The sequence below is a fragment of the Algoriphagus boritolerans DSM 17298 = JCM 18970 genome, assembly GCF_900108085.1.
Lineage (GTDB): Bacteria > Bacteroidota > Bacteroidia > Cytophagales > Cyclobacteriaceae > Algoriphagus > Algoriphagus boritolerans.
In genome coordinates this window covers 108,760-132,288 of the sequence record NZ_FNVR01000005.1, presented here as the reverse complement: position 1 = coordinate 132,288, position 23,529 = coordinate 108,760, and the positions used below count along the sequence as shown (strand labels likewise).

Sequence of the window (23,529 nt, the reverse complement as noted above, 5' to 3'; positions counted from 1 at the left end):
CAAAACTTATTTCTGATACGGTCTGAAAGCAAGATAAATGCAGCGGATAAATGGTTGATTATTTGAGGTATTGTATGATTCGATTTCTTTCCATGTGTTCTAAGGCTTTTTAACCAAAGATTTAATTTTCTTAAGAAAAAACGTTTTTTTTGGAGTTGAAGAACCGCCAATTCTGTTTTGGCTTAATTTTGTTTCATTTTGTTTAATCCTCTCTTAATTCTGTTTGAATGACTTCTCCTGAAATCAGTATTTTGATCCCTTATAAAAATGCAGCCGATTGGATTTCCGAGTGCCTAATTTCGATTCAAAATCAAAGCTTTGCAGATTGGGAAGTCATTGGAATAAATGACGCCTCAGCTGATGAAAGCGAGGTAATATTTCAGCAGTTTCAAAAAAATGATCCACGATTTAAAAGCTTCAAAAATCCGGGAATTGGAATTATTCCCGCTTTGGAATTCGGGTTGCTGCAAAGTCAGGGAAAGTACATCAGCAGGATGGATTCTGATGATATGATGCCAGTCAAAAGGCTGGAGCAAATGCGAAACGCTCTTTTGAAAAGCGGAGAAAAAACGGTTGTGACCGGGTTGGTTCGGTATTTTTCGGATCAGCCGGTAACGGATGGATACCAAGCTTATGAACGCTGGATCAATCAAATCAATTTATCAGGTGTTCAATTCGAAAATATTTATAGGGAGTGTGTCATCGCTTCGCCCAACTGGATGACCAGGAGAGAAGTTTTGGATTCGATTGGAGGATTTGCTGAGCTGAGGTATCCCGAAGATTATGATCTGGTCTTTCGGTGGTATGCTTACGGAGTTGATTTCGTAGTAGTCCCGGAAGTCACCTTGCTTTGGCGGGAGCATCCGAAGCGAACTTCGAGAAATTCCAAAAATTACTCCCAATCTGCGTTTTTTGATTTAAAAATAGGAGCGTTCTTACGACTTGATTTTAGGGGTGATCAGCTGATCATTTGGGGTAAAAATAAAAAGTCCCGATTGATATCAAGGATTTTAAGAGAGAAAGGAATTCCTTTTGAAAATCACGACCAGGAAGAATTCAAAAAAGTAAATGAGGTCAGGAATCCACAGGTTTTGATAGCAGTTTATCCCTCTGAAAATGAACGGAAAGCTATTCAAATCTACCTTCAATCCCTCAATTTACAGGAAGGGCTGGATTGGTGGTGGGTCTGAATGGGACGTGTCTAAATTGGACATTTTAAAGTTTTTCTCTGAAATGATAAAAGAAAGTCGGTTATTGCAGTTTTATTTTTAGACCTTATGTGGGTTTTCTAATTATTCGAGTCATGTGCAAAGTGAAAGTGAGTGTCTTGATGGCGGTCTTTAATACCCCGTTTGAGTTGGTGAAAAGAGCGATTGATTCAGTGATCAAACAAGATTTTAAAGACTTTGAACTGTTGATTATTGACGATGGGAGCTCCATGAGTCTCAGTCTGGATATCCTTCAATACTGTACGCATTTTGAGGACAGAATCAGCTATATCCGGAGTAGAAATGTGGGTCAGTCCTTTGCGATCAACAGAGCTGTTCATTTTGCAAAAGGTGAATACATCACGATTATAGATGCAGATGACGAATATAAGCCCAACCACTTGACTACCTGTATTCACGAGATGGTGAATGCCGACCTGATTGCTTCCCTTACGGAGACTGTGGTCTCCAGCAATGAAGACTATTATGTCGCAGATAAATATGATCTCCACAAAAATATCCATGTGGACGACTGTATTTTATTTGCCACACTTTTTGGTAAAAAAGAAGTGTTCAAATCAATTCGCTTCGAGAATCGATATTCAGCTGATTCTCATTTTTACGAGCAGGCTGCAAAGAAATGGAAGGTCAAAAAGTCCCAGAATCGGACTTATATCTATTACCGGAACATTGCCAATAGCATTACTGCATTGCAAAAGCAATCGAGGGTTTTGGTGTCTTAATCCATGCTGTCTTTTTCAGAAAATATCATTTGTGCGTCGCTCTTTACCGGAGTTTACGATGTCAACATAAATGAAATGCTTCAAGCTGATGATTTTCAGATCGTAGAAAAGTGGGTGCAATCCATTCGAGAATTAGGGCTGAATGGTTTCATGTTTCACAATAATTTCTCCCAAAAAACAGTTTCAGAACACGAGTATGAGCAGCTTCGATTCTGCAAAGTGGAGTTTAATTCCTCACTCAATGCGAATGTGTATCGTTATCTCGTGTATTTTGATTTTCTGAAAATGCATAAAAATCACATCCGAAATACCTTCTTTACAGACATTGCTGATGTGGAAGTGGTGAAAAATCCCTTTGCCGACCCACTTTTTATAGAAAATTCAGGCAACTTGTTTTGTGGCGATGAGGATGAAATCTTGGATAACCCTTGGATGCAGGATCATTGTACCCATTTGAGAAATCAGATCGATGGCTTTGCTGATTTTGAGTCAAAAAATAAATCCGAAACGTTGTTTAATTGTGGTGTGATCGGTGGTCAAACTAAAGTCATGCTGGAGCTTTTAGACCAGCTAGTCCAAATTCACAGTACCCACACCGTCACCAATCAGACTCCTTTCACCTTGGATATGGGGGCGTTCAATTATGTGGCAAGGACATATTTCGCAGATCGACTTTTTCATGGTTTTCCGGTTAACACGCGATTCAAAGGCTATGAATCTGAGCGTGAGGATTATTGGTTTAGGCACAAATAGATATCATTGGCTTGAAAGATCCAGGATCACATTTCCGATTTTTTTACCGGAGGCTACGAGTTGAAATGCCTCTCGGATTTGATCCAGCGGAAAAGTATGACCGATCAGTGGCTTAAATTTCCCCTGAACGACCAATTCCTGAATGGTCCTCATGCTGTTGAGGATGTCGGAAGGAAGTGGGAAAATAACCTTTTTTCCACCAAAAATTGGTGTGGTCAGGGCCAAGGTGATATTCTCCCAGTTTGGGCCAAGTTCGGATGACATGTAAATCCCACCGGGTTTTAGGATGGGTTTGCACAGTGAAAATCGACTTTTCCCGACGGCATCAAAGACGAAATCGTATTCGATTTTTTCGGTGGTAAAATCTGTCTGCTCCAAAGCAATCACCCGATTAGGCCCCAATGCTTTCACCAGATCCACATGTGCTTGATGACATACCGCAGTCACTTGGATTCCTCGGGCTTTCAGCAATTGGATGGCTGCTGATCCGATTGCTCCGGTGCCTCCATTGACTAGGACATGAGTTCCGGGGTTTAGTTTTACTTTATTCAGAAAGTTGATGGCATAATGTGCCGCTTCTGCGCAGGCGACAATTTGAGGAAAATCAATTCCTTCAAGGATTGGCAGAATGGCATTTTTGATAGAATAGCAGACGTATGCTGCATGGGTGCCTATCCCATTGTCTCCGAATCCCCAAACCCGATCTCCGACTTTAAATGTTTTCACTTCTGAACCAACTTTGTCTATTATACCCGCAAAGTCGGTTCCGGTCACTGGCAATGTAGGTTTGGGAAAACCTGCAAATGCTCGCATCAGGTAAGGTTTTCCTGTAAGGACACCCACATCCGTCCGGTTGACAGTAGTGGCCATGACTTTGACCCTGATTTCATTAGCCTTTGGTTCGGGAATCGCAATATCTAGAACTTGTATTTGTTCCGGGTAGCAGTAAGTGTAGCGGACGGAGGCTTTCATAGTGGGATCGAACTCGGGTAAATTAAAAAAAGAAGACTCCTTCTATAAGGAGGGTAAAACTATTTTTATCTATGTTGATCGATTAGAATCGTATTTCCATCCGGGTCGAAAAGCAAAATGCTTCCCGGGCCAGAACTTGCCGGATCTGCTTCCTGTGCCAATAAAATTCCCTTTTCTTTCAGGCGTTCTTGAATAGTTCTAACATCATCAAAGAAATCCAGGTTTCTGGCGTTTTGGTCCCAACCTGGATTGAAGGTCAAAATGTTTTTATCAAACATTCCGTTGAAAAGCCCGATTAAAGTTTCCTCGTTTTTCATGATCAGATAGTTCATTTCTTCACCTCCGGCAAATACCGAGAAGCCTAAATTTTCATAAAATTCTTTGGAGACTTGAAGGTTTTTTACTGAAAGGCTGACGGAAAATGCGCCGAGTTTCATAAGCTGTTGGGGTTAGCGGGAAGCAATTGATAGATTCTGAAGGATTAAAATCTTGAGCAGTAAAGTTTTAGGCTGAATCTTTTTACATAAAAAAAGCCCCAATCGAGCGAATCGGAGCTTTTGAGATTCTTAGTCATTTCCCAAAAAGGGGTATCGGTAGTCTTCCGGCGAAACGAAGGTTTCTTTGATTGTTCGAGGAGAGACCCATCGGAGGAGGTTGATCATTGATCCGGCTTTGTCGTTGGTTCCGGAGGCTCTCGCTCCACCAAACGGCTGTTGGCCTACCACTGCTCCGGTTGGTTTATCATTGATGTAGAAGTTGCCCGCAGCGTTTCTGAGTTTGGTAGTTGCTAGTTCAATCGCATAGCGATCCTGAGAGAAGATTGCGCCTGTCAAGGCATAAGGAGAAGTCTGATCAACTAATTCCAGCACTGTCTCAAAATGCTCCTCATGGTAGACATAGATCGTCAAAACCGGACCGAAAATCTCCTCACACATGGTCCTATACATGGGGTCTTGTGTTAAGATGACAGTAGGTTGGATAAAATATCCTTTCGATTTGTCACAGTTTCCACCGGCGATGATTTCTACTCCAGGTGCTTTTTTTGCATCTTCGATGTACTTGGCAATTTTATCGAAGGACTTTTCGTCAATTACGGCATTAATAAAGTTGGTGAAGTCTTCCGTGCCCCCCATTTTCATGGAAGCCAGATCTTCGAGCATGTACTTTTTCACATCCTCCCACAGATTGGAAGGAATGTATGCGCGGGAAGCTGCGGAGCATTTTTGGCCTTGGTACTCAAAAGCTCCACGGACTAGACCCACTGCAAGGGCTTTGGGACTTGCTGATTTATGTGCCAAAACGAAATCTTTTCCACCTGTCTCACCCACGATTCGTGGGTAGGATTTGTAGGTGTTAATATTCGCACCGATCGTTTTCCAAATGTGCTGAAATACTCCTGTCGAACCGGTGAAGTGAATTCCTGCAAAATCCGGATGCTTGAAAATAATGTCACCGGCAACAGGTCCATCGACATAGATCAAGTTGATCACCCCATCCGGTACGCCAGCTTCTTTGAACACTTCCATCAGTACGTTTGCGGAATAGATCTGTGTGTAAGCTGGCTTCCAGACTACAGTATTTCCCATCATCGCTGCGGAAGTCGGAAGATTTCCGGCGATAGCCGTAAAGTTGAACGGAGTCAAGGCAAAAACGAAGCCTTCAAGCGGTCGCTGCTCCAATCGATTCCAAACTCCGCTGCCGGAGACAGGTGGTTGTTGCGCGTAGATTTCGCTCATGTATTTGACATTGAATCGTAAGAAATCAATGAATTCACACGCGGCATCGATTTCTGCCTGCATGGCGTTTTTGGACTGACCTAGCATGGTGGCTGCATTGATTTTGGACCGATAGGGTCCAGCCAGTAAATCGGCTGCTTTTAAAAAGATAGCTGCTCGCTGCTCCCAAGCCAGCTTTTCCCAAGCTTCCTTTGCTCCTAAAGCGGCATTGATCGCCTGCGTCACATGCGAGGCATCTCCCTCATGAAAGTGTCCTAGGATATGCTTGTGGTCATGAGGTGGAGACATGGGGTGTGTATTTCCTGTTCTCACTTCTTCGCTTCCGATGTACATCGGGACATCGATTTGCTTGGATCTTGCCTCAGCTAGCGCTTTCTGAAGTTCTTTTCGCTCAGGACTACCCGGCGCGTAGGTTTTTACCGGTTCGTTGACAGGTGTGGGTACATTGAAAAATCCTTTTAACATACTATTTGGAGTTTATTTAGATGCTGTGGTAGCAAAGATAAGTGATCGCCCTCGAAAGGGCAGTCAGTTGACTTACAAAAGGTCCTCGAGCTCACGGAGGTGGCGGATCATATAGGTAGGCTTCAGGTCTATCGTTTTACCGTCAGGATTAAAGTAAACCTGATCGATAGCGGCATTTTGTGCTCCTAAGATATCCGAACTGGGATTGTCTCCGATCATCAGACAACGATCGGGATTGGTGGCCAATTGATCCATGGCATGATAGAAAATCCTCGGATCGGGCTTTTTGTAACCGGTCGTTTCTGAGGTGACGATCAACTCAAAGTAACTATCCAAGCCGGAAGAACGCATCTTTTTGGCTTGGGATTCATTGAATCCATTGGTGATTACGTGAATCCGGTATTTTTCCTTCAGGTAAGTCAGAATTTCTTTGGAGTAAGGAAATACGTGGGGTTTTGAGGATGTTCTGTGCATGAAATCTTCCTCAAATTCCAAAGGAATCGCAGCGGCATTACCTCCGGCATGGGTGAAAATCCTTGGAAATCGCTCTTTTCTCAAGTCATGTTTGTCAATTTTCCCGACGTTGTACCAATCCCATAGTTGGAAGTTGATCTGATGAAATGCCTCAAAGAATTTTTCAAAGGTCGGAATCCCCAAATCCCGAAGCCCATAGATTTGGTATAATTCAGAGAGGGATTCGGCTACATTCCGATCATAATCCCAAAGCGTGTGGTCAAGGTCGAAAAAGAGATGTTGGTACGTTTTCAATTGAAAATCAGCGTCTATATTGATTGTTTTGGATCTTGTTGATCGCCAGTTCACGGTTGGATTTTAGGATTTCGAAAGTTTCCTGATCGCGGATGAGACTGGGATCTTTTTGAATAAACTTGAAAATCTGCTGAATGATTTCAATATATTCTTCTAAAATGTAATAGAACATCCATTGATCTACCCGGCGGCTTCCCAACAATCCCGCGTTTTTCAGGTATATAAGATGGCGGCTTGTTTTTGTCTGTGTGAAATCAAGAATATGTTCCAAATCCGAGATACTCAATTCTTTGTTAAGCATCAATAAATGGATCATCCGCACGCGAGGCTCTTCCGAAAGTGCCTTAAAAATTCGCAATCCATAGTTTAAACTGATATTTTTGAGTCTCATTTAGTAAGTTTTAACTTAGAAATCAGGGTGAAAATAAAATTTCAACCGAAATTAGATTAAAATCGCATCAGCTTTTCGAAGCTTTCAACAGAATCAATATTCGTGAAAATAACCCAGCTTCTTCCTTTCGTTCTGATTTTGGCCTTTGGAATCCTAGTTTTTCCATCTCAGTCCTTGGCCCAAGATCAAGATAAAAAAGTGATCCAACTTTCAGGTATCATATTAAATGCAGATAGTACTGACGCTGTCCCCGGAGTGAATATTTATGTTCCCAAAAAAGGCAGAGGGACTTCCAGTGGTCGTTTTGGTTATTTCTCGATGCCCGTTTTGGAGGGTGACAGTGTGGTATTCACCTTTATTGGTTTGAAAAAGCAAAGCTTCAAAGTACCTGACAAGGTAGATAATGATCGAATCAGTCTGATCCTAACCATGCAAGTGGATGAAATTGCGCTGGCTGAAATTGAAGTAATGCCCTACCCAACGGAAGAAGAATTCAAAAAGGCTGTCATTGCCATGAATGTGGTTGATCCGATGTCAATTAGCCGATCCAATATGAGTCCTGAGATGTTGCTTAGATGGGCAGCCTCTATGCCTGCTTCAGGCGAGGAGAATTACCGGTACTTCCAACAAGGACAAATGCTCCAGAATCAAGATCTCTACGGCCCCAGACCCCTTCGAATCCTCGATCCCTTTGCCTGGTCACAGTTTATCCGATCGATCAAGCGTGGTGACCTAAAGAATAAAAATTAGACCTAGTACAAAGATCACGACTTTTTCGAACGGACTTTTTCAATCAGAATCCTTCTCTTTGAAAATCCTTTGCGATTTGGAAATAATCATCGGTAAATATTTTGTCAAACTTATTTAAAAGGGTATCTTTGTGCCTCGTTTCGAAAAAGCAATAGAAAACTAGCTATATCATGAAGAAAGATATTCATCCAAACTACAGAGACGTCGTGTTCTATGATACGTCTAGCGAATTTAAGTTTTTGTCTAAGTCCACTATCGAGACCAGCGAAACTATCGAGTGGACAGACGGCAAAACTTATCCGGTTTACAAAATCGAAGTGAGCTCTGAATCCCATCCTTTCTACACAGGCAAGAAAATGCTTCTTGATACGGCGGGTAGAGTCGAAAAATTCAACAAAAGATACGCGAAGAAGTAATTTTCTTCGGCGGTCACCGAAAAAGTCTCCCGGGGCATGGATTCCGGGAGACTTTTTTATTTTTGTCCCATGAACAAAATTTTGTTGTTTGACGATCCTTCAATCCGCGGGTCTCTGCTTCCGTTTACTTTTACGCGTCCTGTGGCTGATATTCGGGTAGGGATTCTGAAGATTTCCGAAAAATGGCAGAACTATGCCAATCTGGAGATCTCTTATTTGACTCAGGAGTACCTGCAAGCCAAATTTCCCAGAAACTCATCACCTGCCCTTGCCGTCAATGGAGCCTGGCTTCCGGAAGTTGGATCTATTGATCATTTGAAAAATCTCAAACCCAATCAGTCACTCTATTGGGGCAAAACGCTCATGGCAACCTATATCGGTGAAACTGAGAAAAACCTGAGTTTTGCCGCCGATCGTGAGATTGTGCAGCTCGTGGCTGAACCGACTTTGCTTCAGAAAACCTGGAATATATTTCAGCTTAACGCTTCAGAAATTAAAAAGGATTTTGCCCTGTTGACCAAAGGAAGAAAGTCTCAACCCGTCAGGGATCCGCATACCATAGTTTATGCTTCGGAGAATATTTTCATTGAAGAGGGTGCCAAAATCAAAGCTGCTGTCCTCAATGCGGAAGCAGGCCCGATTTATATTGGAAAGAATACTGAAATTCAGGAAGGGGCTTTGATCCGTGGACCTTTTGCGCTTTGCGAAGGATCGACTGTGAATATGGGAGCAAAGCTCCGTGGTGATACGACGGTAGGTCCCTATTCTAAGGTGGGAGGAGAAATTTCCAACGCCGTTTTCTTTGGTTATTCCAACAAAGGGCATGATGGATTTCTCGGAAACTCAGTGATCGGGGAGTGGTGTAATCTCGGCGCAGACACCAATACGTCAAATTTGAAAAACAACTATGCCACTGTAAAACTTTGGGATTACACCAAGGGCGGATTTTCCAATACAGGATTGCAGTTTTGTGGACTCATGATGGGAGATCACTCCAAGTGCGGGATCAATACCATGTTTAATACCGGCACGGTGGTCGGAGTTGGAGCCAATATTTTTGGGGATGGATTTCCAAGAAATTTTATCCCCTCGTTTTCATGGGGTGGTGCAGCAGGCTTTTCTACCTTTTCCATGCCTAAATTTGAAGAAACCGTAAAGGCTGTCTTTGGTCGAAGAGGAAAAGATTGGACCAACGAAGAAAAAGAAATAATCGAACGAGTTTTTGATTTGACCAAAAGCTACAGAATTTGGGATAAAACTTCCTGATCTAAGATCTTATGCAGTTCGCAGAAATTCCCGGCCTTCCCGAAACCAAAGAAAAACTGATCAATGCTGTCAAATACAATCATTTGGCACATGCACTGCTCTTTCATGGACCTGAGGGCTCGGCTAATTTGACTTTGGCACTCGCGTTAGCTACTTTTTTATACTGTGAGAATCCTTCCGAGACAGACTCCTGTGGGGTGTGCAGTTCTTGTCAGAGGATGTCACGTTTGGTGATGCCGGACCTAAACTTTGCTTTTCCGGTTGTTGCAAAGGAAAAAGAAAAGGAAAAGGAAAAAGAAAATGAAGAGGATGAGGAGGAGGAAAAGACCGATGTGCTGACCAACTGGAGGAAGTTTGCCACAGCCCAACCCTACGGAAATGTGCATGATTTCATTTATTTCAATAGATTTGAGAAGAAACAGCTGAATATTTCCAAAGCCTCCGCACGAAAGATTATTCAGGCACTTTCGCTGATGTCTTTTGAGGGAGGTTACAAAATCATTTTGATTTGGGCTCCGGAATTTCTTCACCCTTCGGCTGCCAATGCCTTGCTAAAAATCATGGAGGAGCCACCTGCAAGGACGATTTTTATGCTGGTGACTTCCCAGGCAGATCAGCTGCTGACCACGGTACTTTCGCGGACCCAGAAGATTTTGGTTCGGGCATTTTCTGACGAAGAGGTTACATCACATTTAGTCGATTCCGGGCTTTGCGATAGCAAATCAGCCGAACAGATCGCCATGCTTGCCGATGGCAATATGCGTGAAGCTTACCGCATGGTCAATCAAGTGGAAGACAAGCAAGTGACCCAAATCCGGGATTGGTTTAGGCTCTGTGTCTCCAAAGATCTCAAAGAGATTTTTGAATTGGCGGATAAGTTTCACAAGGAGCCCAAAGAATCCCAAAAGTCACTCATGCTGACCGGGCTGAATGTGACACGTGAGATTTTATTGAAAAATTTCGATCTCGATTCCCTGCTGCGTACTACCGAAGAAGACCGGAAATTCATTACTGCTATCAGCAAAAAAGTGCTCCATGAGGATCATGCGATGAAGCTTTATGATTCGTTTAATCAGGCTCACTATCACTTGGAGCGAAATGGGAATGCGAAGATGATTTTTACCGATCTTTCGATGAATATTTTGGTCATGATGGCCCAGAAGAAATAAACTAATGGAAAAGAAAGTAATCGGTCGGAAGGAGAAGATCACACTTCCTGAATTGGATCTCAAGTCCGTTTGGGCCAAAATCGACACAGGAGCTTTTACAAGTAGCCTTCATGCTGAGAAGATCAGAGAGGAAGAACAAGGCGGAAAAAGACTGCTGAAATGTGAAATCCTGATGCCCGGGCACAAAAATTTCACAGGGAAGACGCTCGTATTTGAAGAATTCAAGCAAAAAAAAGTGAAAAATTCCTTTGGTCAGGCTGAGGTCCGTTATTTGATCGTGACCAAAATTAAAATTGCCGGGGAGACCTTCTCTGCAGAATTTACGCTTTCGGATCGTTCCAATATGAAAAATTCCATTTTGCTGGGAAGAAAAATTCTGCGGGACAAGTTTCTCGTGGATGTAAATAAAGTGAATCTATCCAAAGCTTACCGTAAGAACTTATGAAGATTGCTGTCCTTTCGAGGAATTCAAATTTATATTCCACACGGAGGCTCGTTGAGGAGATCAAGAATTCCGGGAATGAAGCCCTGATCGTTGACCATAGTCTTTGTGATCTGATCATTGAGCAGGAGGGGCCTTCGATCATTTATCGGGGACAGCGGCTTGAAGGTATCGATGCCATCATTCCCAGGATAGGGGCTTCAGTGACTTTTTATGGGACAGCTGTAGTCCGTCAATTTGAATTGATGGGGGCGTTTTCGGCGGTTACTTCCCAGGCCATTGTGCGAAGTCGCGATAAGTTGAGAAGCTTACAGATTCTTTCCAAAGCTGGACTGGGTATGCCTAAAACAGCCTTTACGAATTTTTCAAAAGGAGGTGAAAAGCAGTTGATCGAGCAGGTTGGTGGAGCTCCGCTGATTATTAAGTTGCTGGAAGGGACACAGGGCCTCGGAGTCGTTTTAGCTGAGACGAAAAAAGCCGCGCAGTCTGTGGTAGAGGCTTTTCATGGCCTGAAAGCACGAATTATTGTCCAGGAATTTATCAAAGAAGCCAAAGGAGCAGATATCAGGGCGTTTATTGTCAATGGGAAAGTAGTCGGTGCCATGAAGCGACAGGGTGCCGATGGGGAATTTCGGTCCAACTTGCACCGCGGTGGTGCTGCCTCTGTGATCAAACTGACCCGAGCGGAGAAACAAGCCGCCTTGAATGCCGCCAAAGCTCTTGGACTCGACATTGCTGGGGTGGACATGCTACAATCTGATCGAGGCCCCTTGATTTTGGAAGTGAACAGCTCTCCGGGGCTGGAGGGAATCGAGCAGGCAACGGGAGTCAATATCGCGGATGAAATAATTAAATATGTAGTGGATGGGTTCCGTAAGAAGTCCTTCAAAAGAGATCAAACGCAATGAGTAGAAAAGTAAAAATAGGTACCCGGGGAAGTAAACTTGCCCTATGGCAAGCCTACCATGTCCAGGATTTACTGAAGCTTTCGGGTGTCGATGCCGAGATCATTGTTATCGACACCAAAGGCGATCAGGTTTTGGATGTTTCCATTTCCAAAATTGGCAGCAAGGGTGTTTTTACCCAGGAGCTGGAAGATCAACTTCTGGACGGTCGAATCGACATTGCTGTTCATTCTGCAAAGGATATGCAGTCTACTCTTGCTGAGGAATTTGAGATTATCGCATTCACCAGTCGCGAAAAGGAAAATGATGTTTTGCTCTCTGCCAAAACCGGAATTGACATCCATGATCCCGAAAAACCCCTAACTTTGGGAACCTCCTCTACCCGGAGAGTGGCTACTTTAAAACATTTTTATCCCCATGTGAAAACCATCGATGTGCGGGGAAACCTTCAAACCCGGATTCAGAAGATGGAAGAAGGCCACTGTGATGCGCTTCTACTTGCGTACGCGGGAGTTCACCGAATGGGCTATGATTCGATGATCACCGAGGAATTGGATTTGGCTGAATTCACTCCTGCAGTGGGGCAAGGTTCTGTTGCCATCGAAGCAGCCAAATCACTTGATTCAGCTTTGCGCCGGCAAATTATCCAAGCTTGTAATCATCCAGAAACCGAATACAGACTGAAAGCTGAGCGAGCCTATCTCCGTGTTTTGGAAGGGGGATGTAGTATTCCGGTTTTTGCCTTGGCTACTTTTGAAAAGGAGGAGTTGATTTTGAGAGGAGGAATCATCAGTCTCGATGGACAAAGGCGAGTTTCTTTGGAAGTTGCAGGTGAAAGAAGGGGTGCAGAGAAATTAGGACAAAAACTGGCTGCCCTGGTTTTTGCCGCAGGCGGAAAGGAAATTCTGGACGAAATCAAAAAATCATAATCACGCCAATGAGTAAACTATTTCAATCCCTGTCAATCGGACTGCTGCTGATCAGTACATTAGCTTGCGGACAGAATAAGAATAAAGACTATCTGATCACCATTTCCACTCGGCATGGGGAAATCAAAGCGGTGCTTTTTGACGATACGCCTAAGCATAAGGATAATTTCATTGCTTTGGCTGCGGCAGGCAGGTTCGATTCAACGCTTTTCCATCGGGTGATCGAAAACTTCATGGTGCAGGGAGGAGATGTTTTTACAAAAGAGCAGCTACCTGCTGATCAGTGGCCAACTATTCCCGCCGAAATCCTTCCCAATCATTACCACAGAAAAGGCATGATCGCTGCGGCAAGACAAGGCAATTCTATCAATCCGACCAAGGCCAGCAACGGCTCTCAGTTTTACATCGTGCAGGGAAGAACCTACGAGGAACTTGAATTGACGACTGATTTTCCTGCCTTGCAAAAAGCCGTGCTTCAATATGTGCAGTTGGAAAGTCAGCGCCCGCTCAAAGAGGAATACAATCGACTCTATGCCGAGCAAAAGTTTGATAGCCTGACGAATCTGATTCTCTCCAAACGGGATGAAATCGCCAAGTCGCTGAATTTGACTTTAACCAAAAATTATACCCCTGAGCAAATTGAGGCTTATGCCACTGTCGGTGGAACTCCCCATTTGGACCAGGAATACACGGTATTTGGCGAAGTGATCTCTGGAATGGATGTAGTAGATAAGATCTCAAAGGAACCCACTACCCGGGAAATGCCCAACGAACCAGTGTACATGCAGGTGAAAGTAGAACGTATCTCAAAAAATAAAATCACTCAGGAATATGGCTATAGCTACCCCAAAATCAACTAATCCCAAAATATTGATAACCGGAGCTAATGGACTCTTGGGGCAGAAGTTGGTAAAGCAGTTGGCTGATGAAGGGAAGTTTGAGGTGATTGCTACCGGAAAAGGTCCTTGTCGACTGATCGGAGACGGTTTTACTTACCAAAGTTTGGATATCACCAATGAAGCGGAGGTGAATGAGGTGATCTCAAAAATTGCTCCTGAGACCATCATTCACAGTGCCGCTATGACAAATGTGGACGAATGTGAATTGAATCAGGAGGCCTGTAAAAAAGTAAATGTGAATGCGACCGAATACCTGGTCCAGGCTGCCGAAAAGGTTCAGTCCCATTTCATTTTCGTCTCCACTGACTTTATTTTTTCAGGGGAAAATGGTCCTTATGACGAGGAGGCGGAAGCTGCCCCGGTCAATTTCTATGGGGAGACAAAGCTAATCGGAGAGAATCTCGTAAAAAACTCAAAAACTTCTTGGGCAATTGCCCGAACTGTCTTGGTCTATGGTATTGCCAATGATCTCAGTCGGTCCAATATTATCCTTTGGGTAAAAAACTCCCTGGAAGCCGGGAAGGAAATACAGGTCGTGGACGACCAAGTACGGACGCCTACTTTGGCGGAAGATTTAGCAGCGGGATGTATCCTGATGGCAGCGCAAAAGGCAGAAGGGATATTTAATATTTCAGGTTCTGATGTACTGACACCCTATCAAATGGCGATGATGACGGCTGACTTTTTTGAGCTTAACAAAGACTTAATCAAAAAAACCGATTCAATCCGTTTTACCCAGCCTGCAAAGCGGCCATTGAAAACAGGCTTTAGTATCGAAAAAGCAAGAAAACAGCTGGGTTTTGAGCCCAAAACTTTCAAAGAGGGAATAGGTATTTTGTCAAAACAAATTATCTTAGCCCGCTCTTAAAAAGCAGTTCACACCCAATTATTAACTTTAAGTTTATTTATGGCAAATATCTCAAATACCGAAGAGCGGGGACAATTTGGTTCGAGTCTCGGTTTTATTATGGCCGCAGCCGGATCTGCAGTCGGTCTTGGTAATATTTGGAGATTCCCCTATCTCACCGGGGAAAACGGAGGAGGTGCCTTTGTGTTTGTTTACATTCTCTGCGTCCTTTTGATAGGCTTGCCACTACTTTTCAATGAGATTGCTTTAGGTAGAAGATCAGGAAAAAATCCAATTGGAGCGATCAGAGATACTGGAGGTAACAAATTCTGGCAGTCTGCGGGTGTTCTCTGCGTATTGGTTTGCTTTTTCGTTTTTAGTTATTACTCGGTCATTGCAGGTTGGACAGTTGGGTATATTTTCACTGAGATCATCAATATTCCGGTTGATTTTGAGGAGTTTGTAGAGACTCCGATGTATGTGATCCCCCTGACTTTTGTCTTTATTTTAGCTACAATTCTCATAGTTTTAGGGGGTGTTTCAGGGGGTATCGAAAAGGCAGCAAAATTCCTCATGCCTATCCTATTTATCATTATCATTTTCATCGCCGGCAGGTCAGTGACTCTGGAAGGGGCTCAGGCTGGAATTGAATATTATTTGTATCCTGATTTTTCTAAAATCAATTCTACGGTGATTTTACAGGCTTTGGGACAAGCCTTTTTTTCCATGTCAGTAGGCTGGGGCTTGATGATCACATTTGGTTCCTACTTGCAAAAAGATGCCAATATCCCTCAGGCAGGGGGATGGATTGCAGGAATGGACACAGCTGTTGCGCTCCTGGGCGGATTGATGGTGTTTCCGGCTTTGTTTGCATTGCTGCCTGGAAAAGACCCATCTGCGGGTCCTGCTTTGGTTTTTGACGTTCTTCCCAGAGTTTTTGACGCGATGCCGGGAGGGAATCTGATTGGTGGACTCTTCTTCATTTTATTGATGGTGGCAGCCTTGACCTCGACTATTTCGATGCTGGAGGTGCCGGTAGCTTATCTGATAGATGACCGAAAGTGGAACCGTAAAAAGGCCACCTGGACTGTAGGGATTGCGGCCATGATTTTGTCCATTCCTTCCGCACTTTCATCGATTGAAGGAAACTTTTTTGCAGAGCTGAGCTTCACCTTTTTGAGCAATGAGCTCACCGGATTCTTTGGAATTATGGACTTTATTTTTGGGACATTTGCGGTGATTGTAATCTGTTTGATGCTGTCATTATATACCGGTTGGGGCCAAAAAATAGCTGACTACGCTGATGAATTAACTCAGGGAGCTCCCGGGTTTACGGGTCCTTATCGTATCGCCTGGATGTTTTTCATCAAGTGGGTGTGTCCTATTGTAATCATTCTTCTGATTTTGAATACGATAGGATTATTTGGTGCGCCACAGGTTGCTTAATTAATTCCTCATTCAATGATAAAAAAAGGGCCTTCGGGTCCTTTTTTTTTTTCGTTTTATAAAAATTAGTTTGTATTGCAGGATGCTTTTCATATACTTGAAAAAGTATTTCGTGATGCCATGAAGATTCTCCTCGTAGATGACGATTGTGTTCATCTTTTGATTCTTAGAAAGATATTTGAGAAATCAAATGATGAAGTAGTGGTCGCACACAACGGAAAGGAAGCCCTTCAATACCTGGAGTTTGATCCATTTTTTAACGTGATAATGACGGATATCATGATGCCGGTCATGGATGGTGTCGAATTTTTAGAGCACCTAAAGGAAAGCCCTCAGACCTGTAAAATACCGACAATAGGAATTACTGCAGGTGATGTGGAGTATTTTCGTGAGAAATGCAAAAATGGCTTTGATAGTCTTGTTTCGAAACCGATGGATTTTTACGACTTGTACAATTTGGCTAAATCAACGGCCAGCCATCAATTTAATTAAAACAGAATTGGCAAGGGAATTGCAAAAGGGACGTTTACTAGAAAACTAAACCCTAAATTCCTTTCACTATGAAAAAATTAATCTTCTCAGCAATCCTCTTTTGCGGAATTGTATTCGCGGGATATTCCCAAAATGGTGGCTTTGGCATCAAAGTAGGTCTAAGTAGTACGGAAGTAGACTTTAAAAATAAACAGTTTACACCGCAAGGTTCCCAAACAGGGTATCATGTTGGGGTTTTTGGGCGAATTGGTGGAGCCGGTTTTTTTGTGCAACCTGAACTCCTTTTTACTCAAACAAGTGGAAAATTCCTGAATAATGGGGATGAATTTAAGGCAGAATTCAATCGCCTGGATATTCCTGTAATGGTGGGTATGCGCTTTTTGAAAGTGCTTAGGCTTCAAGCTGGACCCATCGCAAGTTTAAATATCAACTCAAAACTCAAAGAAGCAGGAAGTACCGTAAGCGATGCCGAGTTTAAAAATGCAACGCTTGGTTATCAGGCAGGGGTTGGCCTTGATTTGGGCAATCTTTCTATTGACGGACGATACGAGGGTGGATTGAGCAAATGGACAGAAAATATCGGCAGTTTCAATACCGACAATCGGATCAACCAATGGGTGCTGTCTGTTGGATTTAAAATCTTCTAAAAGATCTAAAACATATAAAGCCCTCTGAATTAGGTTTCAGAGGGCTTTTAATTTTTTAATAATGAATGTAGAACATCGAATTTCGATTAATGAAGTCTGAGACCTCATTTGATCAAGATTCGTAATTACTTTTCCATTACCATAGGACCGGGCTGGGCCAATTCGTGGATCTGCTTCAGGTCAACGACATAGACACTTCTTCCATGCGAACCAACAATCAGGTGGTTTTCACGCACTTGAATCACCATGTCGTAGATGGCCACATTAGGGATTTCCCCCTGGAATAGGTTCCAGTTGTTTCCTTCATCCATGCTGACATACAGCCCGTGATCTGTGCCCAAATACAGGATATTCGGCATTTTGGGGTCTTCGATGATGATGTTCACTGCCTCTTCAGGCAGGTTCGACTTGATTGAAGTCCAAGATTTACCATAATCCTCGCTTTTGTAAACGTATGTGTTAAACTCATCGTATCGGTAGCCATTCAGGGTGATGTAGACTCTTCCTTCTTTGTATTTGGAAGGAGAAATGCTGCTTACCCATCGATCTTGAGGAAGGCCAGCATTCAGACTGGTCCAGTTTCCTCCGTTGTTCCGAGTGATCCAGACATTTCCATCATCCGAACCTGCATACAAGGTCCCAAACTCCAATGGTGATTCTTCTACTACGGAGAGCGTGGCATAAGGTACGTTTCCACTTTTCTGATTTTTGGTCAAATCCGGTGAAATGGTCGTCCAAGTGTTTCCTTGATCGAATGATTGGTAAACGTACTGTGAACCCATGTAGACAATATCCTGATTGTGGTAGCTGAGCTCCGCAGGAGTTCTCCAGTTCCAGCGATTTGGAGCGTTTCCGATGTCATGACCCGGGGTGATTCGGCGTCTTTCTCCTGTCGCTTTGTTGATTCTGGCATAGTTGCCAAATTGTGACCCGGTGTAGACGATGTCGTTATTGCGGGTATCAACTGCCACGACCATTCCGTCTCCTCCGAAAAGTGGCTCCCAAGGATCCTCAGGTTTATTGGTGGATTTGCCGTACCACACGCCATTGTCCTGCATTCCTCCATAGATGGTGTAAGGTGTTGCCTGATCTACCATCACGGAGTAGAACTGTGATATCGGCATCTGGGAATTTAGGTGATCCCAGCGGGCTCCACCTCCATAGCTTCGATAAAGACCTCCGTCATTTCCCAATAAAATGTGTTTACTGTCTTTGGGATCGATCCACATAGATTGATGATCCGAGTGCGGATCGCCGATGGAGTCTGTGCGACTGAAGTTTTTGCCTCCGTCTCTGGAAACCAAGAGCGGTACGCCAAGGACAAACACCTCGTTTTCATTCGAAGTGCTTACTCTGACTTCTCCGAAATAATATCCGTAGGTGTTGTACAATCGGCTGATGTCGGATTCTGAGACTAATTTCCAGGATTTTCCGGCATCTTCTGAGCGATAGACTTCCGCACCTTTGATCGGTTGGCCAAACATCGCGGCATTTGCATCCACTGCACCGCCGTTGTAATTGGCAATTTGAGCAGTGGTGATTTTTCCTGTTTTTAGCAGGCGTTTGATTTCTGTTGGAGTGTATTTGGAGGAGAATTGACTTCTGCGAGCCAATGACTCCAATCTTTTGTCATCCAAAGCCAAGGCCTGATCCAAAGTCATGTCCTTGAAGTCTTCCAGTTTCAGCGGATTTTCTTCCTGCTGTTGATTGCCTCGCTGTCGGGGTTCCGGTGCAGGTTTATCAGATTTTCCCTGATTGTCCAGTAGTGCATAGGCTACATTTGGATTAGAAAGACTGAAGTCAAAGCCAATTCTACCCACAAACTCATCCTGAGGAAATCCTTCCACGGCCTTTTTCCAGGTATCTCCACCATCCTCAGATCTCCAGATGGCAGAGCCTTTTCCATTGCCAATAAAATCATGCGCCTGACGGAATCGCTCCCAGCTTGCAGCAAGTAAGACATCGGGATTAGTTGGGTGAATCTGAATATCGATGATGCCCGTGTTGTCGTCGATGTAAAGTGTTTTTTTCCAAGTCTTGCCTCCGTCAGTGGTTTTGTAAAGGCCTCTTTCTTTGTTTTTGGAATACAATCCGCCCATCGAACCTACCCAAACGATATCCGGATTGGTCGGATGAATCAGGATTTGCCCAATGTGTTGGGAGTGAATCAAGCCGATGTGCTCCCAAGTTTTGCCTCCATCGGTAGACTTGTGGATTCCGTTACCCGCATAGGTGGATCGACTGGAATTGTCCTCGCCGGTACCAACCCAAAGGATGTTGTTGTCAGATTTGGAAAGTGCCATCGCACCGATTCCCAAGGCACCCTGATGGTCAAAAATCGGAGTAAAAGACTGTCCGTTGTCTTCAGTTTTCCAGATTCCTCCGGAAGCAGCTGCGACGTAAAAGGTGCTGCCATTTGTTGCAACCTCTATGTCTACGATCCGACCGGACATATTGGTTGGGCCGACATTTCGGGCTTTGAAGTCTTTGAGTGGGGTGGAGGCAAGCATGGCTTTGTGCTTGGCAACGGATTCCTGAAGGGCTTTTTCGGTGGTGGGTTTGATATCCTGTGCGTGAAGCGAGCCGAAGGAAATAAGTCCTGCTGCGGCAAGGATAAGGGATGTAGATTTTTGCATGCGGTTTTCTTTGATCAGGATGGAATATAAGCAAAGGAGATCAAAGTTTTGACTCAGCGCTTTTGGACGGGAAAAGGTCTTTTTGAGTGGTGATTATTTGGAGACGAGACGGGTTTTGTAGAGGACAACGTAATCTTTTTCAAACTCAGAATAATTTGGAGTGAACCAGATTTCGTCCTTAGAGATGAATTTGCCTAAGTTTCCAATTTCAGTAGAATTTTCGATCAATTTGGATAATGATTTACCATCAAAAAGTACCCAACCATATCTATTGATCTTACTTAATTCAGGAAAAATTTTAGAATTATCATTACCTGCTTTTGTCGTAATCTGATCATACTCCGAGTCGGTTACTCCTCGGGCATAGTTTATCAAAAATTGATTTTTGCTTAGAGGTTGGATTTGATTCAATGAACCCACATAAATGTCTTTCATTTCGTATGGACCAAAATTATCTCCGTCTTTTGGAGCTTTCTCTACAAACTCGTCAAAAGGAATTTGATAGATTTTGGCTGGTATATCCAACATGGATCTATGGTAGGCATAAATTCTCGGTTCATTCCTGAAAACCACATAAATACTGTCCGAGTATTGAGCTAGGCCAGTTTTGTAATTGACGTTTAAAAATGACTTTTCTCCGGTTTTGAATTTCGACTCTTTCGGAAATGAAAGGGTTGGTGAAAATTGCCCAGTTTCCAAATCCAAGATTTCTAATCGCTTGGTTTGTAGTTGAAATTTTTTTCCATCAACACCAAATTCTTCTGCAATTCGACCTTCCCAAGGAAAAAAAATCTGATTTTCCAGAATTACCAAATTATCTGTGTAGATGTTTATCAGCGAGGAAGTGGGAAAGTATCCTAATTCATAAGATCTTTTAAACTCCCCATTCTTAGAATATATGTAAAATCCTTTCCAAGCAGGAATTATGATTTCATCAGAGTTAAAAAATTGGGGAAGATTATTCCTTGTACCCTTGTAACTGCCAGGACCTTCTCCTTTTTTGCAAAAACGAGATACTATTTTCCCTTTCTGATCAGTAACAAAAATTGAATCGTGCTGATGATCAATCAAAAGAAAAGTGTCTCCGTCTTTGCTAATGTCAGCTAGGTACAGATTTCCCAAATAATCCACTACGAGTGAATCATAAATCTCGAATTCAAATTGCTGTTCGGCGAGGGTTTTTTGGTCTTCTTCCTCCTTAGATGAGCAGGCAAAAGCTAGGAGAAAACTGAGGATTGATAGGATAAGTTGGTTCTTCATTTCTGTCTCAGTTTAAGTTTATAAAAAGTTAAATACTCTTGCTCTTCACCGATAAAGTCGTCGTTTCGGAGAGCGTAGAAGGGTTGATCTGTTGATTCAATGTTTAAAATAAAATCAATTTTGGCAGGGATTTCTATTTCATTTGACCATTTTCCCTGATAGATGGAAAAGACTTTTAGATAGCTGTTATTGAATTCAGGATATTTGTAAAAATTTTTAGATTCTTTCAATTCATTTTGGATAAAAGTCTCACTGTCAATTCCGCCTTGATAGCTCAAGATGAGGTGCTTAGGATCGGAATAAATTCCTGTAATTTTTGCCTCAGACATCGTTATCATTTGTTGATAGGTGACTGGTGCCTTCTGTCCAGGATAGAGTTTAAAATCAGTGGGTTGGAAATTGATGCTCCTAATCCATTTTCCATCGGGAAGTGTGTAGATGTGTACCAGTTCCTCATTCGAAAAAGTGAGGTAAAGTGAATCAGATTCGATAGTAAACTGAATATATGGCCGATTGAAATACTCATTCGTGCTAAACTTGGATGTTGGTGGAGTATTGATCAGTGGAATGGAAGTTTGAGTGCTGATATCAAAGAGTTCAAGTAGTGGATACTCCCGATAAAAATTGTCAATGTAAGGACTAATCCCATCTCGACCTGGATACCAGAGGAGCAGTTTGTTATTCCATTTACTTAGGTTTCGGGCATTTCTCATTCCGCCCCTTGCCTCTCCGGCAAACGGCATTTTCAATGTTTCGACTAAATTGAGATCTGGATCAAAATGGTAGATGTTGTTGAATAAAGTAGAGGCGAAGATTTCTCCATTCTCATCTATTACAATTCCTTCAAACCAATCTACTTTTCCGGGCCCGTCCTTTGGAAAAACCTTATTGACCAATAGTTTTCCAGTCGAGTCAAATTGTAATACCGCCTGAGAGGTAATATCCTTGATTATACCTTTTCCATTTTCATAGGTCCCCATCCATATCTCTCCCATAAAATCCACCTGTATCGAGTCCTCGATCACCAGTTCCCATTCGTTGGATACTGAATTAGATTCGGACTTTTCACTGCATGAAAAAAATAGGAAGCAAAAAGCAAGGAGGCTTAAGATTTGATTTTTCATTTTTCGATCAGTTTAGCCTTATAGAGTTTGATAAAATCCTCTTCTGCCTCAGGATTGAATCGTTTGACAAACCAAAAATCCTCTCCATCTAGAACAAACCCACTAGAATTTACCCATTCCGGGAAATCAATAATTCCCAACTGCTTTCCTTCAAGAGGATCTACGATTGCTAGCCTAACTTTTCTTTCAGTAAATAACTTTTGGATTTTTGCTTTAGCTTCCTCCTCATTTCCATTTTCATAGTCCTGGTCTAAGGCGAGATCTTCCTCCGTGGATAGTCCCGGGAAAAACTGAACCAGAACTTTGTCATTCCATTTTGAGATTTTACGGACTGAAGCAGTCAGCATACTGGTGGATGCACCCACGCCCTCCAGTGATTTCAGCGGTTGACCGGTGATCTCTCCAAAGTCCGGTAGTGATAGCTTTATGGACTTTTCCAGAGAAACTGAATCTCCCAGCCAAGTATACTGATGCAGTACGGGATCGCCTGCAAAAGCTAAGAAAATGCCGCCTTCATCAGCTGAGAATACAGGTTCAAAATCGCTTTGGATAAACCCGTTGCCGTTTAAAAATCTACTGTTTGGAGCAAAAGCAATCAACGCTTTTTTAGCCTCCGATTGAGAATCAATTACTTCAATTCCTCTGAATTTCTCGTAAAACTGTGCGTCTGCAAGAGTAGATTCAAAAACCCGGAATGACTTGCTGAGAATTTTATTCTTCCCGTCCAGGAAAAAATGGTCGATGGATTTACCGGGCAAATCAGTATAAACACCTCCGGATTGCGGTTCCGGATGTGTGATTTTTTTGATAAAATTTCCCGAAAAATCATAGACAAAGATCCCCAGGGTGCCTGCCATCATGATTTCTGATTCGCTTAAAAAACCGGGAAGAAGCAGGTTGAATCCAAAGTTGTCCGGTGAGTCGCCGCTTTTTGTAAACCGACTGATTAATGCTCCCTTTTCATCAAGAATTACAAATTCGCTCTTTTGCCCATCGTACAACAGAATTTTACCGAATTCCACATCGGCCAGGACAGGCCGGCCGATAATTTCGAACTGAAGGGAATCGACTTTTTCAAATTCCCAACTACTTACAGATTGAACACCAGCAGTTTTTTCTTCGCTTGATCCGCATCCCCATACAAAAAATGCGGCAACCAAAACCGCACCTGATAAAAGTTTGTCCATGGCTTGATTTTTTCCTTAAGAAACTAAATCAAGTCTTTAGATTCAAGGAAATGACTAAGAATTATTACAAAAAATTAA

Annotated in this window: 24 protein-coding genes; 15 read left to right on the top strand and 9 right to left on the bottom strand. The window is 43.0% G+C overall.

Going from position 1 to position 23,529, the window contains the following annotated elements:
• Nucleotides 1–227: 227 nt before the first annotated feature.
• The 3 genes from C4S61_RS07020 (at nt 228) to C4S61_RS07010 (ending at nt 2,704) form a co-directional block, all read left to right on the top strand.
• Nucleotides 228–1,190 carry a glycosyltransferase family 2 protein gene (locus C4S61_RS07020; RefSeq protein WP_103924074.1) on the top strand — a complete coding sequence of 321 codons (963 nt, stop codon included), beginning with the start codon at nt 228–230 and terminating at the stop codon, nt 1,188–1,190.
• Nucleotides 1,191–1,303: 113 nt separating this feature from the next.
• Nucleotides 1,304–1,951: a glycosyltransferase family 2 protein gene (locus tag C4S61_RS07015; protein WP_103924073.1), complete on the top strand. Its 648-nt coding sequence runs from the start codon at nt 1,304–1,306 to the stop codon at nt 1,949–1,951.
• A 3-nt stretch (nt 1,952–1,954) separates the two neighbouring features.
• Complete coding sequence (locus tag C4S61_RS07010) at nt 1,955–2,704, top strand: hypothetical protein (RefSeq protein ID WP_103924072.1); 750 nt, start codon at nt 1,955–1,957, stop codon at nt 2,702–2,704.
• Between the two features lie 3 nt (nt 2,705–2,707).
• Here C4S61_RS07010 and C4S61_RS07005 read toward each other — a convergent pair whose 3' ends face one another.
• The 5 genes from C4S61_RS07005 to C4S61_RS06985 form a co-directional block, all read right to left on the bottom strand.
• A complete protein-coding gene (locus C4S61_RS07005) occupies nt 2,708–3,676 on the bottom strand; it encodes an NAD(P)-dependent alcohol dehydrogenase (protein ID WP_103924071.1) in 969 nt (322 codons plus the stop codon).
• Nucleotides 3,677–3,741: 65 nt separating this feature from the next.
• On the bottom strand, nt 3,742–4,113 hold the full coding sequence (locus C4S61_RS07000; protein WP_103924070.1) for a VOC family protein: 372 nt from the start codon (nt 4,111–4,113) through the stop codon (nt 3,742–3,744).
• Between the two features lie 129 nt (nt 4,114–4,242).
• On the bottom strand, nt 4,243–5,877 hold the full coding sequence (gene pruA / locus C4S61_RS06995; RefSeq protein ID WP_103924069.1) for an L-glutamate gamma-semialdehyde dehydrogenase: 1,635 nt from the start codon (nt 5,875–5,877) through the stop codon (nt 4,243–4,245).
• A gap of 72 nt (nt 5,878–5,949) precedes the next feature.
• Complete coding sequence (locus tag C4S61_RS06990; protein WP_103924068.1) at nt 5,950–6,645, bottom strand: YjjG family noncanonical pyrimidine nucleotidase; 696 nt, start codon at nt 6,643–6,645, stop codon at nt 5,950–5,952.
• 7 nt (nt 6,646–6,652) lie between these two features.
• The gene (locus tag C4S61_RS06985) at nt 6,653–7,036 is read right to left on the bottom strand and encodes an ArsR/SmtB family transcription factor (RefSeq protein ID WP_103924067.1); all 384 of its coding nucleotides are present in this window, start codon (nt 7,034–7,036) and stop codon (nt 6,653–6,655) included.
• 132 nt (nt 7,037–7,168) lie between these two features.
• Between C4S61_RS06985 and C4S61_RS06980 the strand changes: the two genes are divergently transcribed.
• The 12 genes from C4S61_RS06980 (at nt 7,169) to C4S61_RS06925 (ending at nt 17,244) form a co-directional block, all read left to right on the top strand.
• Nucleotides 7,169–7,786: a carboxypeptidase-like regulatory domain-containing protein gene (locus tag C4S61_RS06980; RefSeq protein WP_235009864.1), complete on the top strand. Its 618-nt coding sequence runs from the start codon at nt 7,169–7,171 to the stop codon at nt 7,784–7,786.
• Nucleotides 7,787–7,956: 170 nt separating this feature from the next.
• Nucleotides 7,957–8,202: a type B 50S ribosomal protein L31 gene (locus tag C4S61_RS06975; protein WP_103924065.1), complete on the top strand. Its 246-nt coding sequence runs from the start codon at nt 7,957–7,959 to the stop codon at nt 8,200–8,202.
• Between the two features lie 69 nt (nt 8,203–8,271).
• On the top strand, nt 8,272–9,468 hold the full coding sequence (locus tag C4S61_RS06970) for a GlmU family protein (RefSeq protein WP_103924177.1): 1,197 nt from the start codon (nt 8,272–8,274) through the stop codon (nt 9,466–9,468).
• Between the two features lie 11 nt (nt 9,469–9,479).
• On the top strand, nt 9,480–10,637 hold the full coding sequence (locus tag C4S61_RS06965) for a DNA polymerase III subunit (RefSeq protein ID WP_103924064.1): 1,158 nt from the start codon (nt 9,480–9,482) through the stop codon (nt 10,635–10,637).
• 4 nt (nt 10,638–10,641) lie between these two features.
• Nucleotides 10,642–11,082 carry an ATP-dependent zinc protease family protein gene (locus C4S61_RS06960; protein ID WP_103924063.1) on the top strand — a complete coding sequence of 147 codons (441 nt, stop codon included), beginning with the start codon at nt 10,642–10,644 and terminating at the stop codon, nt 11,080–11,082.
• The gene (gene rimK, locus C4S61_RS06955) at nt 11,079–11,987 is read left to right on the top strand and encodes a 30S ribosomal protein S6--L-glutamate ligase (RefSeq protein WP_103924062.1); all 909 of its coding nucleotides are present in this window, start codon (nt 11,079–11,081) and stop codon (nt 11,985–11,987) included. The genes C4S61_RS06960 and rimK overlap by 4 nt, the downstream gene beginning before the upstream one ends.
• Nucleotides 11,984–12,913, top strand: a complete 930-nt coding sequence (gene hemC, locus C4S61_RS06950) for a hydroxymethylbilane synthase (protein WP_103924061.1) — start codon at nt 11,984–11,986, stop codon at nt 12,911–12,913. Before rimK ends, hemC begins: the two co-directional genes overlap by 4 nt.
• An 8-nt stretch (nt 12,914–12,921) precedes the next feature.
• Nucleotides 12,922–13,773 carry a peptidylprolyl isomerase gene (locus C4S61_RS06945; protein ID WP_103924060.1) on the top strand — a complete coding sequence of 284 codons (852 nt, stop codon included), beginning with the start codon at nt 12,922–12,924 and terminating at the stop codon, nt 13,771–13,773.
• Complete coding sequence (locus tag C4S61_RS06940) at nt 13,745–14,680, top strand: SDR family oxidoreductase (protein ID WP_103924059.1); 936 nt, start codon at nt 13,745–13,747, stop codon at nt 14,678–14,680. Before C4S61_RS06945 ends, C4S61_RS06940 begins: the two co-directional genes overlap by 29 nt.
• A gap of 39 nt (nt 14,681–14,719) precedes the next feature.
• Nucleotides 14,720–16,105, top strand: a complete 1,386-nt coding sequence (locus C4S61_RS06935) for a sodium-dependent transporter (RefSeq protein ID WP_103924058.1) — start codon at nt 14,720–14,722, stop codon at nt 16,103–16,105.
• 120 nt (nt 16,106–16,225) lie between these two features.
• Nucleotides 16,226–16,597 (top strand): response regulator, encoded by a 372-nt coding sequence (locus C4S61_RS06930; RefSeq protein WP_103924176.1) that lies wholly within the window; start codon nt 16,226–16,228, stop codon nt 16,595–16,597.
• 68 nt (nt 16,598–16,665) lie between these two features.
• A complete protein-coding gene (locus C4S61_RS06925) occupies nt 16,666–17,244 on the top strand; it encodes a porin family protein (protein WP_103924057.1) in 579 nt (192 codons plus the stop codon).
• 125 nt (nt 17,245–17,369) lie between these two features.
• Here the strand turns inward: C4S61_RS06925 and C4S61_RS06920 are convergent, their stop codons facing one another.
• From C4S61_RS06920 to C4S61_RS06905, 4 genes are all read right to left on the bottom strand, one after another.
• The gene (locus tag C4S61_RS06920; RefSeq protein WP_103924056.1) at nt 17,370–19,880 is read right to left on the bottom strand and encodes a WD40/YVTN/BNR-like repeat-containing protein; all 2,511 of its coding nucleotides are present in this window, start codon (nt 19,878–19,880) and stop codon (nt 17,370–17,372) included.
• Between the two features lie 93 nt (nt 19,881–19,973).
• Nucleotides 19,974–21,140, bottom strand: coding sequence for a hypothetical protein (locus C4S61_RS06915; RefSeq protein WP_103924055.1), 1,167 nt, complete (start codon nt 21,138–21,140; stop codon nt 19,974–19,976).
• Nucleotides 21,137–22,264: an NHL repeat-containing protein gene (locus C4S61_RS06910; RefSeq protein ID WP_103924054.1), complete on the bottom strand. Its 1,128-nt coding sequence runs from the start codon at nt 22,262–22,264 to the stop codon at nt 21,137–21,139. The genes C4S61_RS06915 and C4S61_RS06910 overlap by 4 nt, the downstream gene beginning before the upstream one ends.
• Nucleotides 22,261–23,451, bottom strand: coding sequence for a hypothetical protein (locus C4S61_RS06905; protein ID WP_103924053.1), 1,191 nt, complete (start codon nt 23,449–23,451; stop codon nt 22,261–22,263). The genes C4S61_RS06910 and C4S61_RS06905 overlap by 4 nt, the downstream gene beginning before the upstream one ends.
• Nucleotides 23,452–23,529: the final 78 nt, after the last annotated feature.

What these genes read in the sequence shown, in the direction of transcription:
- hemC (WP_103924061.1), top strand. Translation starts at nt 11,984, where the DNA reads ATGAGTAGAAAAGTAAAAATAGGTACCCGGGGAAGTAAACTTGCCCTA.
- C4S61_RS07015 (WP_103924073.1), top strand. Translation starts at nt 1,304, where the DNA reads ATGTGCAAAGTGAAAGTGAGTGTCTTGATGGCGGTCTTTAATACCCCG.
- C4S61_RS06930 (WP_103924176.1), top strand. Translation starts at nt 16,226, where the DNA reads ATGAAGATTCTCCTCGTAGATGACGATTGTGTTCATCTTTTGATTCTT.
- C4S61_RS06985 (WP_103924067.1), bottom strand. Translation starts at nt 7,036, where the DNA reads ATGAGACTCAAAAATATCAGTTTAAACTATGGATTGCGAATTTTTAAG.
- C4S61_RS06905 (WP_103924053.1), bottom strand. Translation starts at nt 23,451, where the DNA reads ATGGACAAACTTTTATCAGGTGCGGTTTTGGTTGCCGCATTTTTTGTA.
- C4S61_RS07010 (WP_103924072.1), top strand. Translation starts at nt 1,955, where the DNA reads ATGCTGTCTTTTTCAGAAAATATCATTTGTGCGTCGCTCTTTACCGGA.
- C4S61_RS06935 (WP_103924058.1), top strand. Translation starts at nt 14,720, where the DNA reads ATGGCAAATATCTCAAATACCGAAGAGCGGGGACAATTTGGTTCGAGT.
- C4S61_RS06925 (WP_103924057.1), top strand. Translation starts at nt 16,666, where the DNA reads ATGAAAAAATTAATCTTCTCAGCAATCCTCTTTTGCGGAATTGTATTC.
- C4S61_RS06920 (WP_103924056.1), bottom strand. Translation starts at nt 19,880, where the DNA reads ATGCAAAAATCTACATCCCTTATCCTTGCCGCAGCAGGACTTATTTCC.
- rimK (WP_103924062.1), top strand. Translation starts at nt 11,079, where the DNA reads ATGAAGATTGCTGTCCTTTCGAGGAATTCAAATTTATATTCCACACGG.
- C4S61_RS06965 (WP_103924064.1), top strand. Translation starts at nt 9,480, where the DNA reads ATGCAGTTCGCAGAAATTCCCGGCCTTCCCGAAACCAAAGAAAAACTG.
- C4S61_RS06915 (WP_103924055.1), bottom strand. Translation starts at nt 21,140, where the DNA reads ATGAAGAACCAACTTATCCTATCAATCCTCAGTTTTCTCCTAGCTTTT.
- C4S61_RS07000 (WP_103924070.1), bottom strand. Translation starts at nt 4,113, where the DNA reads ATGAAACTCGGCGCATTTTCCGTCAGCCTTTCAGTAAAAAACCTTCAA.
- C4S61_RS07020 (WP_103924074.1), top strand. Translation starts at nt 228, where the DNA reads ATGACTTCTCCTGAAATCAGTATTTTGATCCCTTATAAAAATGCAGCC.
- C4S61_RS06970 (WP_103924177.1), top strand. Translation starts at nt 8,272, where the DNA reads ATGAACAAAATTTTGTTGTTTGACGATCCTTCAATCCGCGGGTCTCTG.
- pruA (WP_103924069.1), bottom strand. Translation starts at nt 5,877, where the DNA reads ATGTTAAAAGGATTTTTCAATGTACCCACACCTGTCAACGAACCGGTA.
- C4S61_RS06910 (WP_103924054.1), bottom strand. Translation starts at nt 22,264, where the DNA reads ATGAAAAATCAAATCTTAAGCCTCCTTGCTTTTTGCTTCCTATTTTTT.
- C4S61_RS07005 (WP_103924071.1), bottom strand. Translation starts at nt 3,676, where the DNA reads ATGAAAGCCTCCGTCCGCTACACTTACTGCTACCCGGAACAAATACAA.
- C4S61_RS06960 (WP_103924063.1), top strand. Translation starts at nt 10,642, where the DNA reads ATGGAAAAGAAAGTAATCGGTCGGAAGGAGAAGATCACACTTCCTGAA.
- C4S61_RS06945 (WP_103924060.1), top strand. Translation starts at nt 12,922, where the DNA reads ATGAGTAAACTATTTCAATCCCTGTCAATCGGACTGCTGCTGATCAGT.
- C4S61_RS06975 (WP_103924065.1), top strand. Translation starts at nt 7,957, where the DNA reads ATGAAGAAAGATATTCATCCAAACTACAGAGACGTCGTGTTCTATGAT.
- C4S61_RS06940 (WP_103924059.1), top strand. Translation starts at nt 13,745, where the DNA reads ATGGCTATAGCTACCCCAAAATCAACTAATCCCAAAATATTGATAACC.